General features: G+C 51.4%; 15 protein-coding genes. 6 read left to right on the plus strand and 9 right to left on the minus strand.

Annotated elements, in window-relative coordinates; translation table 11 throughout:
• Positions 1–336: 336 nt before the first annotated feature.
• The gene (gene nadA, locus G434_RS02100) at positions 337–1,380 is read left to right on the plus strand and encodes a quinolinate synthase NadA (RefSeq protein WP_000115310.1); all 1,044 of its coding nucleotides are present in this window, start codon (positions 337–339) and stop codon (positions 1,378–1,380) included.
• A gap of 37 nt (positions 1,381–1,417) precedes the next feature.
• Positions 1,418–2,137, plus strand: coding sequence for a nicotinamide riboside transporter PnuC (gene pnuC / locus G434_RS02095; RefSeq protein WP_000345388.1), 720 nt, complete (start codon positions 1,418–1,420; stop codon positions 2,135–2,137).
• Here pnuC and zitB read toward each other — a convergent pair.
• Together zitB and G434_RS02085 are read right to left on the minus strand one after the other, a co-directional pair.
• Positions 2,134–3,075: a CDF family zinc transporter ZitB gene (zitB, locus tag G434_RS02090; protein WP_000951276.1), complete on the minus strand. Its 942-nt coding sequence runs from the start codon at positions 3,073–3,075 to the stop codon at positions 2,134–2,136. The two genes, pnuC and zitB, sit on opposite strands and share 4 nt — an antisense overlap.
• 113 nt (positions 3,076–3,188) lie before the next feature.
• Positions 3,189–3,569 carry a YbgS-like family protein gene (locus G434_RS02085; RefSeq protein ID WP_000784342.1) on the minus strand — a complete coding sequence of 127 codons (381 nt, stop codon included), beginning with the start codon at positions 3,567–3,569 and terminating at the stop codon, positions 3,189–3,191.
• A 315-nt stretch (positions 3,570–3,884) separates the two neighbouring features.
• Here G434_RS02085 and aroG point away from each other — a divergent pair, with 315 nt between their 5' ends.
• A complete protein-coding gene (gene aroG, locus G434_RS02080) occupies positions 3,885–4,937 on the plus strand; it encodes a 3-deoxy-7-phosphoheptulonate synthase AroG (protein WP_001109183.1) in 1,053 nt (350 codons plus the stop codon).
• Between the two features lie 165 nt (positions 4,938–5,102).
• Here the strand turns inward: aroG and gpmA are convergent, their stop codons facing one another.
• From gpmA to modE, 7 genes are all read right to left on the minus strand, one after another.
• Positions 5,103–5,855 (minus strand): 2,3-diphosphoglycerate-dependent phosphoglycerate mutase, encoded by a 753-nt coding sequence (gene gpmA / locus G434_RS02075; protein WP_001295305.1) that lies wholly within the window; start codon positions 5,853–5,855, stop codon positions 5,103–5,105.
• A 202-nt stretch (positions 5,856–6,057) separates the two neighbouring features.
• Positions 6,058–7,098 (minus strand): galactose-1-epimerase, encoded by a 1,041-nt coding sequence (gene galM, locus G434_RS02070; protein ID WP_000931394.1) that lies wholly within the window; start codon positions 7,096–7,098, stop codon positions 6,058–6,060.
• Positions 7,092–8,240, minus strand: a complete 1,149-nt coding sequence (galK, locus tag G434_RS02065) for a galactokinase (RefSeq protein ID WP_000053399.1) — start codon at positions 8,238–8,240, stop codon at positions 7,092–7,094. Before galK ends, galM begins: the two co-directional genes overlap by 7 nt.
• A 3-nt stretch (positions 8,241–8,243) precedes the next feature.
• Positions 8,244–9,290, minus strand: coding sequence for a galactose-1-phosphate uridylyltransferase (galT, locus tag G434_RS02060; RefSeq protein WP_000191517.1), 1,047 nt, complete (start codon positions 9,288–9,290; stop codon positions 8,244–8,246).
• A gap of 9 nt (positions 9,291–9,299) precedes the next feature.
• On the minus strand, positions 9,300–10,316 hold the full coding sequence (galE, locus tag G434_RS02055; RefSeq protein WP_001265443.1) for a UDP-glucose 4-epimerase GalE: 1,017 nt from the start codon (positions 10,314–10,316) through the stop codon (positions 9,300–9,302).
• A 262-nt stretch (positions 10,317–10,578) separates the two neighbouring features.
• Entirely contained in the window at positions 10,579–12,051 is a 1,473-nt protein-coding gene (gene modF / locus G434_RS02050) for a molybdate ABC transporter ATP-binding protein ModF (RefSeq protein ID WP_000096900.1), read from the minus strand.
• A 67-nt stretch (positions 12,052–12,118) separates the two neighbouring features.
• A complete protein-coding gene (modE, locus tag G434_RS02045) occupies positions 12,119–12,907 on the minus strand; it encodes a molybdenum-dependent transcriptional regulator (RefSeq protein WP_001147439.1) in 789 nt (262 codons plus the stop codon).
• A 128-nt stretch (positions 12,908–13,035) separates the two neighbouring features.
• Between modE and acrZ the strand changes: the two genes are divergently transcribed.
• The 3 genes from acrZ (at position 13,036) to modB (ending at position 14,814) form a co-directional block, all read left to right on the plus strand.
• Entirely contained in the window at positions 13,036–13,185 is a 150-nt protein-coding gene (gene acrZ, locus G434_RS02040; protein ID WP_000891515.1) for a multidrug efflux pump accessory protein AcrZ, read from the plus strand.
• Positions 13,186–13,351: 166 nt separating this feature from the next.
• Positions 13,352–14,125: a molybdate ABC transporter substrate-binding protein gene (modA, locus tag G434_RS02035; protein WP_000101994.1), complete on the plus strand. Its 774-nt coding sequence runs from the start codon at positions 13,352–13,354 to the stop codon at positions 14,123–14,125.
• Positions 14,125–14,814, plus strand: coding sequence for a molybdate ABC transporter permease subunit (modB, locus tag G434_RS02030; RefSeq protein WP_000604034.1), 690 nt, complete (start codon positions 14,125–14,127; stop codon positions 14,812–14,814). Before modA ends, modB begins: the two co-directional genes overlap by 1 nt.

The raw sequence follows: 14,814 nt of genomic DNA on the forward strand, positions 1-14,814 counted from the left end.
GCCGCTCGCGGCGACGGCCCGAAGGGCGAGCGAAGCGAGTCATCCTGCACGACCCACCAATGTAAAAAAGCGCCCTAAAGGCGCTTTTTTGCTATTCAGGCATCTCTCAATTTCAATTCTTAACCCTGATGACATACTCCGCGCTTGCTGCGTAAACAACTCTACGTCGGAGGAATAAGACGCAAAGTGTGGCATTCGTCATCTCATACGTAATTCGAGTGACTTTTCCCCACCATTCGACTATCTTGTTTAGCATATAAAACAAATTACGCCGATAATAGCGAATATCACGCTTAAGTCGGTTTTAACGTTAAGCCTGTGAAACGAGATGGTAAGATGAGCGTGATGTTTGATCCAGACACGGCGATTTATCCTTTCCCCCCGAAGCCGACGCCGTTAAGCATTGATGAAAAAGCGTATTACCGCGAGAAGATAAAACGTCTGCTAAAAGAACGTAATGCGGTGATGGTTGCCCATTACTATACCGATCCCGAAATTCAACAACTGGCAGAAGAAACCGGTGGCTGTATTTCTGATTCTCTGGAAATGGCGCGCTTCGGTGCAAAGCATCCCGCTTCTACGTTGTTAGTCGCTGGGGTGAGATTTATGGGAGAAACCGCCAAAATTCTCAGTTCGGAAAAAACAATTCTGATGCCGACACTTCAGGCTGAATGTTCACTGGATCTCGGCTGCCCTGTTGAAGAATTTAACGCGTTTTGCGATGCCCATCCCGATCATACTGTCGTCGTCTACGCCAACACTTCTACTGCGGTAAAAGCGCGGGCAGATTGGGTGGTAACTTCAAGCATTGCCGTCGAACTTATTGATCATCTGGATAGTTTGGGTGAAAAAATCATCTGGGCACCCGACAAACATCTGGGGCGTTACGTGCAAAAACAGACGGGCGCAGACATTTTATGCTGGCAGGGTGCCTGCATTGTGCATGATGAATTTAAGACTCAGGCGTTAACCCGCTTGCAAGAAGAATACCCGGATGCTGCCATACTGGTGCATCCAGAATCACCGCAAGCTATTGTAGAGATGGCGGATGCGGTCGGTTCCACCAGTCAACTGATCGCTGCTGCGAAAACATTGCCACATCAGCGACTTATCGTGGCAACCGATCGGGGTATTTTCTACAAAATGCAGCAGGCGGTACCAGATAAAGAGTTACTGGAAGCACCAACCGCGGGTGAGGGCGCAACCTGCCGCAGCTGCGCGCATTGTCCGTGGATGGCCATGAATGGCCTTCAGGCCATCGCAGAGGCATTAGAACAGGAAGGAAGCAATCACGAGGTTCATGTTGAGGAAAGGCTGCGAGAGAGGGCGCTGGTGCCGCTCAATCGTATGCTGGATTTTGCGGCTACACTACGTGGATAACGAATAATAAGGCGTAACGTTACGCTTTGGGGGAAAGATGGATTTTTTTAGTGTGCAGAATATCCTGGTACATATACCAATAGGAGCAGGCGGTTATGATCTCTCATGGATCGAAGCGGTAGGCACGATCGCCGGGTTGCTGTGTATTGGCCTTGCCAGTCTGGAGAAGATCAGCAACTACTTCTTTGGCCTGATCAACGTCACATTGTTTGGCATTATTTTCTTTCAGATTCTGCTGTATGCCAGCCTGCTATTACAGGTGTTTTTCTTTGCCGCGAATATTTACGGCTGGTATGCGTGGTCGCGACAAACCAGTCAGAACGAGGCGGAGTTGAAAATTCGCTGGTTGCCATTGCCGAAGGCGCTAAGCTGGTTGGCGGTTTGCGTTGTTTCGATTGGTCTGATGACGGTATTTATCAATCCGGTGTTTGCATTTTTGACCCGCGTGGCAGTCATGATCATGCAAGCATTAGGATTACAGGTTGCGATGCCTGAACTACAGCCGGACGCTTTCCCGTTCTGGGATTCCTGCATGATGGTGTTATCTATCGTGGCAATGATTCTGATGACGCGTAAGTATGTGGAAAACTGGCTGTTGTGGGTGATTATTAACGTGATTAGCGTCGTTATTTTTGCACTTCAGGGCGTTTACGCCATGTCTCTGGAGTACATCATCCTGACCTTTATTACCCTCAACGGCAGCCGGATGTGGATCAACAGCGCACGCGAAAGAGGTTCACGCGCGCTGTCCCATTAATGGTGATGATGTGAATGGCCAGACACCCCTTCATTCAGGTGGCAGTCTGGCCCATGACAAGGTTGATATTCCATCTGAATAGTGGCGTGTTCAATCTGATAGTGATCCATCAGGTAGTGTTGGATCTGATCTAACAAGGCATCGTGATCGTGTGGCGGGATCACCTGCACATGCAGCGTCATCACCGGCTTCTCGCCTACCATCCATACATGTACATGGTGCACATTGCGGACTTCCGGGATTTCCCGGCACATACGACGCTTCAGTTCGGCGATATCCAGCGATACCGGTGCACCTTCAAGTAATTCATTCACGCTATCTTTCAACAGTCGCCACGCGCTACGCAGAACCAGAAGCGACACCAGTATTGAGAGAATGGGGTCAGCAGGTGTCCAGCCGGTCCAGATAATAATCAACGCGGCAATAATAGCCCCAACCGAACCCAGCAGGTCCCCGAGCACATGCAGTGCCGCTGCTCGCACGTTGAGGTTTTTCTCTTCGCTGCCGTGATGAAGTAACCAGAAAGAAAGTATATTTGCCAGCAGCCCAGCCACGGCAATTGCCATCATCATGCCGCCCTCGACCGGACGCGGAGTGCGGAAGCGTTCTATCGCCTCCCAGACAATCAAAATAGTAATCACCACCAGGGCGATGGCATTCACAAACGCCGCGAGCGTGGTCAATCTTAGCCAACCGAAAGTGTGGCGAATGGTGGGAGGACGACGGGAAAATTGCACTGCGAGTAGGGCGAAAAGCAGGGCGGCAGTATCGGTCAACATATGACCCGCATCGGCCAGCAATGCCAGAGAACCGGAAAGAAAACCACCAATGACTTCTACGAGCATAAACCCGGCAGTCACGCCGAAAGCATACAACAAGCGACGAGCATTATTATCTTCTGGCAGGTGTGAGGAAGTGTGTGAGTGTGAGTGCGCCATGACGAGTCATCCCTTAATTATTCTCACTTAACTTTATGACATCATACTGCTTTTAGAAGGGAAAAATTAAAAGGGAGAGACTCCGCTCTCCCATTATTGGCTATTTCGCAGGGTTACTGCGTGGTACCGTCGGTTTTGGTATCGACATCATTGTTGATGCCATCACCAGTTTGTACCTTTTTATTGATATCCGGACAGCGACCATCTTTGCACATGGTGTTCTTGTGCTCTTCATCTTTGGTCATGCCGTCATTGTTCATTGAAGAACCATCCGGATGCAGCATTGTGCCGCCAGAACCGGTATTTACCCCGTTATTGTCGACGTTATTTGGCGCGACATTTTCACGGGCATCAGGGGCTACCTGGCCCGCATCAGCTGCGGCGTTTGCCTGGCCGTTATTGCTTTGCGCTCCGCTATCGGCAGCCAGTGCGGCACCGCTGGCAAGGCTTAGAGTGGCAGTCAAAAATAGTGTGGCCAGTTTTGTCATTTTCATAGGATGCTCCTGTTATGGTCGTTATGTCGGATAACCTCTTCCAACAGTGCATTTGCAGGTGAATATAAGGCAATGGTTTAAGATTTCAGCCAGGCTAAGATACCCAGCAGAGAATCTTGAAATAATTAACAAACAAAGGAGTTACAGTTAGAAATTGTAGGAGAGATCTCGTTTTTCGCGACAATCTGGCGTTTTTCTTGCTAATTCCAGGATTAATCCGTTCATAGTGTAAAACCCCGTTTACACATTCTGACGGAAGATATAGATTGGAAGTATTGCATTCACTAAGATAAGTATGGCAACACTGGAACAGACATGAATTATCAGAACGACGATTTACGCATCAAAGAAATCAAAGAGTTACTTCCTCCTGTCGCATTGCTGGAAAAATTCCCCGCTACTGAAAATGCCGCGAATACGGTCGCCCATGCCCGAAAAGCGATCCATAAAATCCTGAAAGGTAATGATGATCGCCTGTTGGTGGTGATTGGTCCGTGCTCAATTCATGATCCTGTCGCGGCTAAAGAGTATGCCGCTCGCTTGCTGACGCTGCGTGAAGAGCTGCAAGATGAGCTGGAAATCGTGATGCGCGTCTATTTTGAAAAGCCGCGTACTACAGTGGGCTGGAAAGGGCTGATTAACGATCCGCATATGGATAACAGCTTCCAGATCAACGACGGTCTGCGTATTGCCCGCAAATTGCTGCTCGATATTAACGACAGCGGTCTGCCAGCGGCGGGTGAATTCCTGGATATGATCACCCCACAATATCTCGCTGACCTGATGAGCTGGGGCGCAATTGGCGCACGTACTACGGAATCGCAGGTGCACCGCGAACTGGCATCAGGGCTTTCTTGCCCGGTAGGCTTCAAAAATGGCACTGATGGTACGATTAAAGTGGCTATCGATGCCATTAATGCCGCCGGTGCGCCGCACTGCTTCCTGTCCGTAACGAAATGGGGGCATTCGGCGATTGTGAATACCAGCGGTAACGGCGATTGCCATATCATTCTGCGCGGCGGTAAAGAGCCTAACTACAGTGCGAAGCACGTTGCTGAAGTGAAAGAAGGGCTGAACAAAGCAGGCCTGCCAGCACAGGTGATGATCGATTTCAGCCATGCTAATTCGTCCAAACAATTCAAAAAGCAGATGGATGTTTGTGCTGACGTTTGCCAGCAGATTGCCGGTGGCGAAAAGGCCATTATTGGCGTGATGGTGGAAAGCCATCTGGTGGAAGGCAATCAGAGCCTCGAGAGCGGGGAGCCGCTGGCCTACGGAAAGAGCATCACTGATGCCTGCATCGGCTGGGAAGATACCGATGCTCTATTACGTCAACTGGCGAATGCAGTAAAAGCGCGTCGCGGGTAAGGTTTAATTGTCGGATGCGCCGTCAGAGTGGCGTATCCGATGAATCACCGTAGCCCTGACAAGACGCGTAGCGTCGCATCAGGCAATGTGCTCCATTGTTAGCAACGACAAACAAAAAAGCCGACTCACTTGCAGTCGGCTTTCTCATTTTTAAGCGAATGACGTTTACTTCGCTTTACCCTGGTTCGCAACGGCCGCTGCTTTCGCCGCGATCTCGTCAGCATTACCCAGATAATAGCGTTTCAACGGTTTGAAATTCTCGTCGAACTCATACACCAGTGGCACACCAGTCGGGATATTCAGCTCAAGAATCTCTTCTTCGCTCATGTTATCGAGATATTTCACCAGCGCACGTAACGAGTTACCGTGTGCGGCGATGATTACGCGCTCACCGCTCTTCATACGCGGCAGAATGGTTTCATTCCAGTAAGGGATCACGCGGTCAATGGTCAGCGCCAGGCTTTCCGTCAGCGGCAGTTCTTTCTCGCTCAGTTTCGCGTAACGCGGATCGTGACCCGGATAACGCTCATCATCTTTAGTCAGTTCCGGCGGAGTCACTGCAAAACCACGACGCCACTGTTTCACCTGCTCGTCGCCATACTTTTCAGCAGTTTCCGCTTTGTTCAGACCCTGCAACGCACCGTAGTGACGTTCGTTCAGTTTCCAGGATTTCTCAACGGGCAGCCATGCCTGATCCAGTTCGTCCAGCACATTCCACAGGGTATGAATAGCGCGTTTCAGCACAGAGGTGTAAGCAAAGTCAAAGCTGTAACCTTCCTCTTTCAGCAGCTTACCTGCTGCTTTTGCTTCGCTTACGCCTTTCTCAGACAGATCCACGTCGTACCAACCGGTGAAACGGTTTTCTTTGTTCCACTGACTTTCGCCATGACGAACCAGAACCAGCTTAGTTACAGCCATATACTTACTCCTCAAATCATCTTTTAATGATAATAATTCTCATTATATTGCCGTGACGAAGCAACAGCAATGCTTACGCATAACCATAGCGAAAATAGTGTCGCAGTGTAAGGTTGTTGTGAATATTGAGTTGCAAATATGTCGGTGTTTGCTGGTGATTTGAACAATATGAGGATAAAGCCCTCAGTACGAGGGCTTAACATTACTCAGCAATAAACTGATATTCCGTCAGGCTGGAATACTCTTCGCCAGGACGCAGGAAGCAGTCCGGTTGCGGCCATTCAGGGTGGTTCGGGCTGTCCGGCAGAAACTCGCTTTCCAGAGCTAGCCCTTGCCAGTCGGCGTAAGGTTCGGTTCCCCGCGACGGTGTGCCGCCGAGGTAGTTGCCGGAGTAGAATTGCAGAGCCGGAGCGGTGGTGTAGACCTTCAGCTGCAATTTTTCATCTGCTGACCAGACATGCGCCGCCACTTTCTTGCCATCGCCTTTGGCCTGTAACAAGAATGCGTGATCGTAACCTTTCACTTTGCGCTGATCGTCGTCGGCAAGAAACTCACTGGCGATGATTTTGGCGCTGCGGAAATCAAAAGACGTTCCGGCGACAGATTTCAGGCCGTCGAGCGGAATGCCGCCTTCATCAACCGGCAGATATTCGTCCGCCAGAATCTGCAACTTGTGATTGCGCACGTCAGACTGCTCGCCGTCAAGATTGAAATAGACGTGATTAGTCATATTCACCGGGCAAGGTTTATCAACTGTGGCGCGATAAGTAATGGAGATACGGTTATCGTCGGTCAGACGATATTGCACCGTCGCACCGAGATTACCCGGGAAGCCCTGATCGCCATCATCTGAACTCAGGGCAAACAGTACCTGACGATCGTTCTGGTTCACAATCTGCCAGCGACGTTTGTCGAACCCTTCCGGGCCGCCGTGCAGCTGGTTAACGCCCTGACTTGGCGAAAGCGTCACGGTTTCACCGTCAAAGGTATAACGGCTATTGGCGATACGGTTGGCATAACGACCAATAGAGGCCCCCAGAAACGCGGCCTGATCCTGATAGCATTCCGGGCTGGCACAGCCGAGCAGCGCCTCGCGGACGCTGCCATCGGAAAGCGGAATACGGGCTGAAAGTAAAGTCGCACCCCAGTCCATCAGCGTGACTACCATCCCTGCGTTGTTACGCAAAGTTAACAGTCGGTACGGCTGACCATCGGGTGCCAGTGCGGGAGTTTCGTTCAGCACTGTCCTGCTCCTTGTGATGGTTTACAAACGTAAAAAGTCTCTTTAATACCTGTTTTTGCTTCATATTGTTCAGCGACAGCTTGCTGTACGGCAGGCACCAGCTCTTCCGGGATCAGCGCGACGATACAGCCGCCAAATCCGCCGCCGGTCATGCGTACGCCACCTTTGTCGCCAATCACAGCTTTGACGATTTCTACCAGAGTGTCAATTTGCGGCACGGTGATTTCGAAATCATCGCGCATAGAGGCATGAGACTCCGCCATCAACTCGCCCATACGTTTCAGGTCGCCTTGCTCCAGCGCGCTGGCAGCTTCAACGGTGCGGGCGTTTTCAGTCAGGATATGACGCACGCGTTTTGCCACGATCGGGTCCAGTTCATGCGCAACAGCGTTGAACTCTTCAATGGTGACATCGCGCAGGGCTGGCTGCTGGAAGAAACGCGCACCGGTTTCGCACTGTTCACGACGGGTGTTGTATTCGCTGCCAACCAGGGTACGTTTGAAGTTACTGTTAATGATGACGACAGCCACACCTTTCGGCATGGAAACTGCTTTAGTCCCCAGTGAGCGGCAGTCAATCAGCAAGGCATGATCTTTCTTGCCGAGTGCGGAAATTAGCTGATCCATGATCCCGCAGTTACAGCCAACAAACTGGTTTTCTGCTTCTTGACCGTTAAGCGCGATTTGTGCGCCATCCAGCGGCAAATGATAAAGCTGCTGCAATACAGTTCCGACCGCGACTTCCAGTGAAGCGGAAGAACTTAACCCGGCACCCTGCGGCACATTGCCGCTGATCACCATGTCCACGCCGCCGAAGCTGTTGTTACGCAGTTGCAGATGTTTCACCACGCCACGAACGTAGTTAGCCCATTGATAGTTTTCATGCGCGACAATGGGCGCATCGAGGGAAAACTCGTCGAGCTGATTTTCATAATCGGCTGCCATTACGCGAACTTTATGGTCATCGCGTGGCGCACAGCTGATCACGGTTTGATAATCAATCGCGCAGGGCAGAACGAAACCGTCGTTGTAGTCGGTGTGTTCACCAATCAAATTCACGCGGCCAGGCGCCTGAATGGTGTGAGTGGCAGGGTAGCCAAATGCGTTGGCAAACAGAGATTGTGTTTTTTCTTTCAGACTCATTTCTTACACTCCGGATTCGCGAAAATGGATATCGCTGACTGCGCGCAAACGCTCTGCTGCCTGTTCTGCGGTCAGGTCTCGCTGGGTCTCTGCCAGCATTTCATAACCAACCATAAATTTACGTACGGTGGCGGAGCGCAACAGAGGCGGATAAAAGTGCGCGTGCAGCTGCCAGTGTTGATTCTCTTCGCCATTAAATGGCGCGCCGTGCCAGCCCATAGAGTAGGGGAAGGAGCACTGGAAGAGGTTGTCATAACGACTGGTCAGCTTTTTCAACGCCAGTGCCAAATCGCTGCGCTGGGCGTCGGTCAAATCGGTGATCCGTAAAACGTGGGCTTTGGGCAGCAGTAGCGTTTCGAACGGCCAGGCAGCCCAGTAAGGCACGACGGCTAACCAGTGTTCGGTTTCGACAACGGTACGGCTACCGTCTGCCAGCTCGCGCTGAACATAATCCACCAGCATTGGCGATTTCTGCTCGGCAAAATATTCTTTTTGCAGGCGGTCTTCGCGCTCAGCTTCGTTAGGCAGGAAGCTATTTGCCCAAACCTGTCCGTGCGGATGCGGGTTAGAGCAGCCCATCGCCGCACCTTTGTTTTCAAAGACCTGCACCCACGGGTACGTTTTTCCCAGCTCTGCGGTTTGCTCCTGCCAGGTTTTGACGATTTCCGTCAATGCCGCAACGCTCAGTTCTGGCAACGTTTTACTGTGATCCGGTGAAAAGCAGATCACCCGGCTGGTACCGCGCGCGCTCTGGCAACGCATCAGCGGATCGTTGCTTTCTGGCGCATCTGGCGTGTCAGACATCAAGGCCGCAAAATCATTAGTGAAAACGTAAGTCCCGGTGTAATCGGGGTTTTTATCGCCAGTCACCCGCACATTACCTGCGCAGAGGAAGCAATCTGGATCGTGCGCAGGTAACACCTGTTTGGCTGGCGTTTCCTGCGCCCCCTGCCAGGGGCGCTTAGCGCGGTGCGGTGAAACCAGAATCCATTGCCCGGTGAGCGGGTTGTAGCGGCGATGTGGATGATCAACGGGATTAAATTGCGTCATGGTCGTTCCTTAATCGGGATATCCCTGTGGATGGCGTGACTGCCAGTGCCAGGTGTCCTGCGCCATTTCATCGAGTGTGCGCGTCACGCGCCAGTTCAGTTCACGGTCGGCTTTGCTGGCGTCCGCCCAGTAGGCCGGAAGGTCGCCCTCGCGACGCGGTGCAAAATGATAGTTAACTGGTTTGCCGCAGGCTTTGCTGAAGGCATTAACCACGTCCAGCACGCTGCTGCCTACGCCAGCGCCGAGGTTGTAGATGTGTACGCCTGGCTTGTTCGCCAGTTTCTCCATCGCCACGACGTGACCGTCCGCCAGATCCATTACGTGGATGTAATCGCGTACGCCAGTACCGTCTTCGGTCGGATAATCGTTACCAAAAATCGCCAGCGAGTCGCGACGGCCTACAGCAACCTGGGCGATGTATGGCATCAGGTTATTCGGAATGCCTTGCGGATCTTCGCCCATATCGCCCGACGGATGTGCGCCAACCGGGTTGAAGTAGCGCAGCAGGGCAATGCTCCAGTCCGGCTGGGCTTTTTGCAGATCGGTGAGGATCTGTTCAACCATCAGTTTGCTTTTGCCGTAAGGGCTTTGCGGTGTGCCGGTCGGGAAGCTTTCAACGTATGGAATTTTGGGCTGATCGCCATAAACGGTGGCGGAGGAGCTAAAGATAAAGTTTTTGACGTTCGCGGCGCGCATGGCGCTAATCAGGCGCAGGGTGCCGTTAACATTGTTGTCGTAATATTCCAGCGGTTTTTGTACCGATTCGCCAACGGCTTTCAGCCCGGCGAAGTGGATCACGGTGTCGATAGCGTGATCGTGCAGGATCTCGGTCATCAACGCTTCGTTACGGATATCGCCTTCAACAAACGTTGGATGTTTGCCGCCTAAACGCTCGATAACGGGCAGTACGCTGCGCTTACTGTTACAGAGGTTATCAAGAATGATGACATCATGACCGTTTTGCAGTAATTGCACACAGGTATGACTTCCAATGTAACCGCTACCACCGGTAACCAGAACTCTCATAATTCGCTCCATTAGGCTTATGGTATGAAATAACCATAGCATAACAAAGATGCGAAAAGTGTGACATGGAATAAATTAGTGGAATCGTTTACACAAGAATTTAGCCGTTTTTTATGCGCGATTAAGTGATTATAAAACAGAGGGTTTATGAATGATTGCGCTTTTTATCTGAAAAAAAAGACGCGGTTTCATGCCTGGATGCGTCGAACCGTTGGCCGGAGAGGGCGCTTAGGCCGCCTACGGCACGGTCAGCACTACCGACTCAATTTATTTTTGTCAGCACATAGCGATAGAGTCCGCCGTCTGGCACGAACTCAAGACGATGGGTAATACAGGCAGGCGCATCTTCAGCGTGGTGCGAAACAAACAACAATTGCGTTTCACCTTCGCTAATCAGCACATCAACAAACCGGCGGATAAGCTGGCGATTGAGCGGATCAAGCCCCTGTAGTGGTTCATCGAGAATAAGCAACGTCGGATGTTTCACCAGTGCACGGACGATCAGCGCCAGGCGTTGTTGCCCCCAGGAAAGACTATGGAACGGAGCGTCAGCCGTGCGTTTATCAATGCCGAGAATATCCAGCCACTGCTGCACCAGTTTTTGCTGGCGATCCGAAACGGCCTGATAAATGCCAATCGAATCAAAATAGCCAGAAAGGATCACATTACGCACGGTAGTGCTGACCCGGTAATCCAGATGCAAACTACTGCTGACGTAACCGATATGCTTTTTGATATCCCAGATGGTTTCGCCGCTGCCGCGACGTCGTCCGAAAAGCGTCAAATCGTTGCTGTAACCTTGCGGATGATCGCCAGTAATCAGGCTTAATAACGTCGATTTTCCCGCGCCATTTGGACCGACAATTTGCCAGTGCTCGCCTGGATTCACCTGCCAGCTAAGGTTATTAAGAATGGGGCGATCGTTATAAGAAACCACGCCGTTGTTCAGCACAATGCGCGGTTCGTTGGCGGGTAAGGCGTGACGTGCTGAAGGTTCATCCGGCTCCGGCAGTTGTACACCTTCAAGCTGTTCACTATGCGCCAGTTGCGCGACGAGTGCTTGTTGGAGCAGTTCCTCTTTAGCGCTAGTTTCCGCTAACGTGCAATCCGCCAGCACGCCAGCAAACTGGACAAACTCCGGGATCTCATCGAAGCGATTGAGCACCAGTACCAGAGTAATACCGGACTGATGTAACGAGGCGAGTAGCTCAGCCAGCTGCTGACGTGAGGCAACATCCAGGCCATCGAACGGTTCATCAAGGATCAACAAGTCAGGCTCCGACATCAGCGCCTGGCACAGCAGGGTTTTTCGCGTCTCGCCAGTGGAAAGGTATTTAAAGCGTCGGTCGAGGAGGGCGGTAATACCGAACTGCTGCGCCAGTTGCATGCAACGCGGAGTATCCTTTACTTCATCCTGAATGATCTCAGCCGTGGTACGCCCGGTGTCATCTTCGCCAGGACTAAGCATATCGGTGTTATTCCGCTGCCATTCGTCGCTGACGAGCTTTTGCAATTGCTCGAAGGAGAGACGAGTGATGTGGGAAAACTGGCTTTGCCGTTCACCTTTCAAAAGCGGAAGTTCCCCCGCCAGCGCACGGGCCAGGGCCGATTTCCCGCTTCCATTCGAACCGACAAACGCCCAACTATCACCCGCGTTTAACGTTAGCTGAGGCAATTGCAGCGTTTTTGTGTCGCTAAGACGAAACGTGCCTTGCAAAATTTGCAACGATGACATTTTATATCCCATTTTGTGCAGCGATTACTGACAGGGATACGTGTTTCATAACAAATTGTCAACACGCTTAGCACAGCGTGGCGATAATCACGCTGTCGGCATTAAAGTAGGCCGTGACATTCTGTCCTTGCTGAAGAGAAGTCGCTTCATTTACCGGCACTGTGGCGCACAGTGTTTGCCCGTCGGGTAGCGCCATTAATACTTCGCACTGCTCTGCGCCGCGCTCAATATGACTAATAATACCCGGTAATTGGTTGTCGGCGTTTTGTGCGACCGCTTCGTCCTGAGTAATGCCTACCCACGGCGCTTTTAGTAATATCAACACTTCTTTGCCTTCATCCAGCCCCAGACGCGCGCCGCTTTGTGCGGTAATTGCGACTTTCAGGCGTGTTTTTCCGTCAGCCAGTAAGACATCAACATGCTGTTGAACGTCATCATGATCGCGGGCGGTGATGGTGCCAAACCATTGGTTACGGGCGCTGGTTTGCAGTGAAAAACGTGAGATCGCGGCCAGCAGGCTGTTCAGCGGCAGGGCGTCATCGTCACTTAACACATCAAAGGCTTTTTGCTGGATTTGCGCCAGTAAGTCATAGAGCTGAATCAGTCGCTGACCATAGCGGGTCAGTACTGCGCCGCCTCCACCTTTACCGCCTGTTGCGCGCTCAACCAGAATATGCTCACTTAACTGATTCATCTCGTTAATGGCATCCCAGGCGCTTTTATAGCTGATACCGGCATCTTTCGCTCCCTGGCTAATGGAACCGGAAAGCGCAATGTGTTTTAGTAGCGAAATGCGGCGCGGGTCGGCGAATAATTTTTGTTGGAGCTTAAGGGTGAGAAGGATTTCGGCCTGCATAACAATGTCCTGGCAAAAGTCTTATTGTGACGGAAAACGAACGCCACGCAAAGCTGACCGCACAAAAGGGGAGTGCTTTTCTGTGCTTAGCGGTTAGAATAGTCTCATGACTATATCTGGAGTTGACCATGTTAGAGTTATTAAAAAGTCTGGTATTCGCCGTAATCATGGTACCTGTCGTGATGGCCATCATCCTGGGTCTGATTTACGGTCTTGGTGAAGTATTCAACATCTTTTCTGGTGTTGGTAAAAAAGACCAGCCCGGACAAAATCATTGATTCCCTGAATGCCCGCTTAGTCGGGCATTTTCTTTTTCTCAACTTCCTGCTTTTCCTGCCGATATTTTTTCTCATCTACCTCACAAAGGTTAGCAATAACTGCTGGGAAAATTCCGAACTTGCCGTTATATTGACGCCTACATAACGTTACATTAAGGGGTTACCAATGGCTCGTAAATGGTTGAACTTGTTTGCCGGGGCGGCACTCTCTTTCGCTGTTGCTGGCAATGCACTGGCAGATGAAGGGAAAATCACGGTGTTCGCCGCCGCATCACTGACTAACGCAATGCAGGACATTGCTACGCAGTATAAAAAAGAGAAAGGCGTGGATGTGGTTTCTTCTTTCGCTTCGTCATCTACTCTCGCCCGTCAGATTGAAGCGGGAGCCCCTGCGGATCTGTTTATTTCTGCCGATCAGAAATGGATGGATTATGCGGTTGATAAAAAAGCGATCGATACAGCTACGCGTCAGACACTGCTCGGCAATAGCCTGGTCGTTGTAGCACCGAAAGCCAGCGAGCAGAAAGATTTCACCATCGACAGCAAAACCAACTGGACTTCACTGCTGAATGGCGGTCGCCTGGCGGTTGGCGATCCGGAACATGTTCCCGCTGGCATTTATGCAAAAGAAGCACTGCAAAAACTGGGCGCATGGGATACGCTCTCCCCGAAACTGGCTCCGGCGGAAGATGTTCGTGGCGCGCTGGCGTTGGTCGAACGCAATGAAGCGCCGCTGGGTATTGTTTACGGTTCTGACGCAGTTGCCAGCAAAGGGGTAAAAGTGGTTGCCACCTTCCCGGAAGATTCACATAAAAAAGTGGAATACCCGGTTGCTGTTGTGGAAGGGCATAACAATGCGACAGTGAAAGCATTTTATGATTATCTGAAGGGGCCGCAGGCTGCGGAAATCTTTAAACGTTACGGATTTACAACCAAGTAATGATACTGACCGATCCAGAATGGCAGGCGGTTTTACTAAGCCTGAAAGTTTCTTCCCTGGCTGTGCTGTTTAGCCTGCCGTTTGGGATCTTTTTTGCCTGGTTACTGGTGCGTTGCACGTTTCCGGGCAAAGCTCTGCTCGATAGCGTACTGCATCTACCGCTGGTGTTACCGCCCGTGGTCGTCGGTTACTTATTATTAGTTTCGATGGGACGGCGCGGATTTATCGGTGAACGTCTGTATGACTGGTTTGGCATTACCTTCGCCTTTAGCTGGCGCGGCGCGGTTCTCGCTGCCGCCGTCATGTCGTTTCCGCTGATGGTGCGGGCAATTCGTCTGGCGCTGGAAGGGGTTGATGTCAAACTGGAACAGGCCGCAAGAACACTGGGTGCCGGGCGCTGGCGCGTTTTCTTTACTATCACGTTACCGCTGACCTTACCGGGCATTATTGTTGGTACGGTACTGGCTTTTGCTCGTTCTCTCGGTGAGTTTGGTGCAACCATCACCTTTGTGTCGAACATTCCTGGTGAAACGCGAACCATTCCTTCTGCCATGTATACCCTGATCCAGACCCCCGGCGGGGAAAGTGGCGCGGCGAGACTGTGCATTATTTCTATTGCACTGGCGATGATCTCCCTGTTGATTTCAGAATGGCTGGCCAGAATCAGCCGTGAACGGGCGGGGCGCTAA

The sequence above is a fragment of the Escherichia sp. KTE172 genome, from assembly GCF_000408845.1.
GTDB classification, from domain to species: domain Bacteria; phylum Pseudomonadota; class Gammaproteobacteria; order Enterobacterales; family Enterobacteriaceae; genus Escherichia; species Escherichia coli.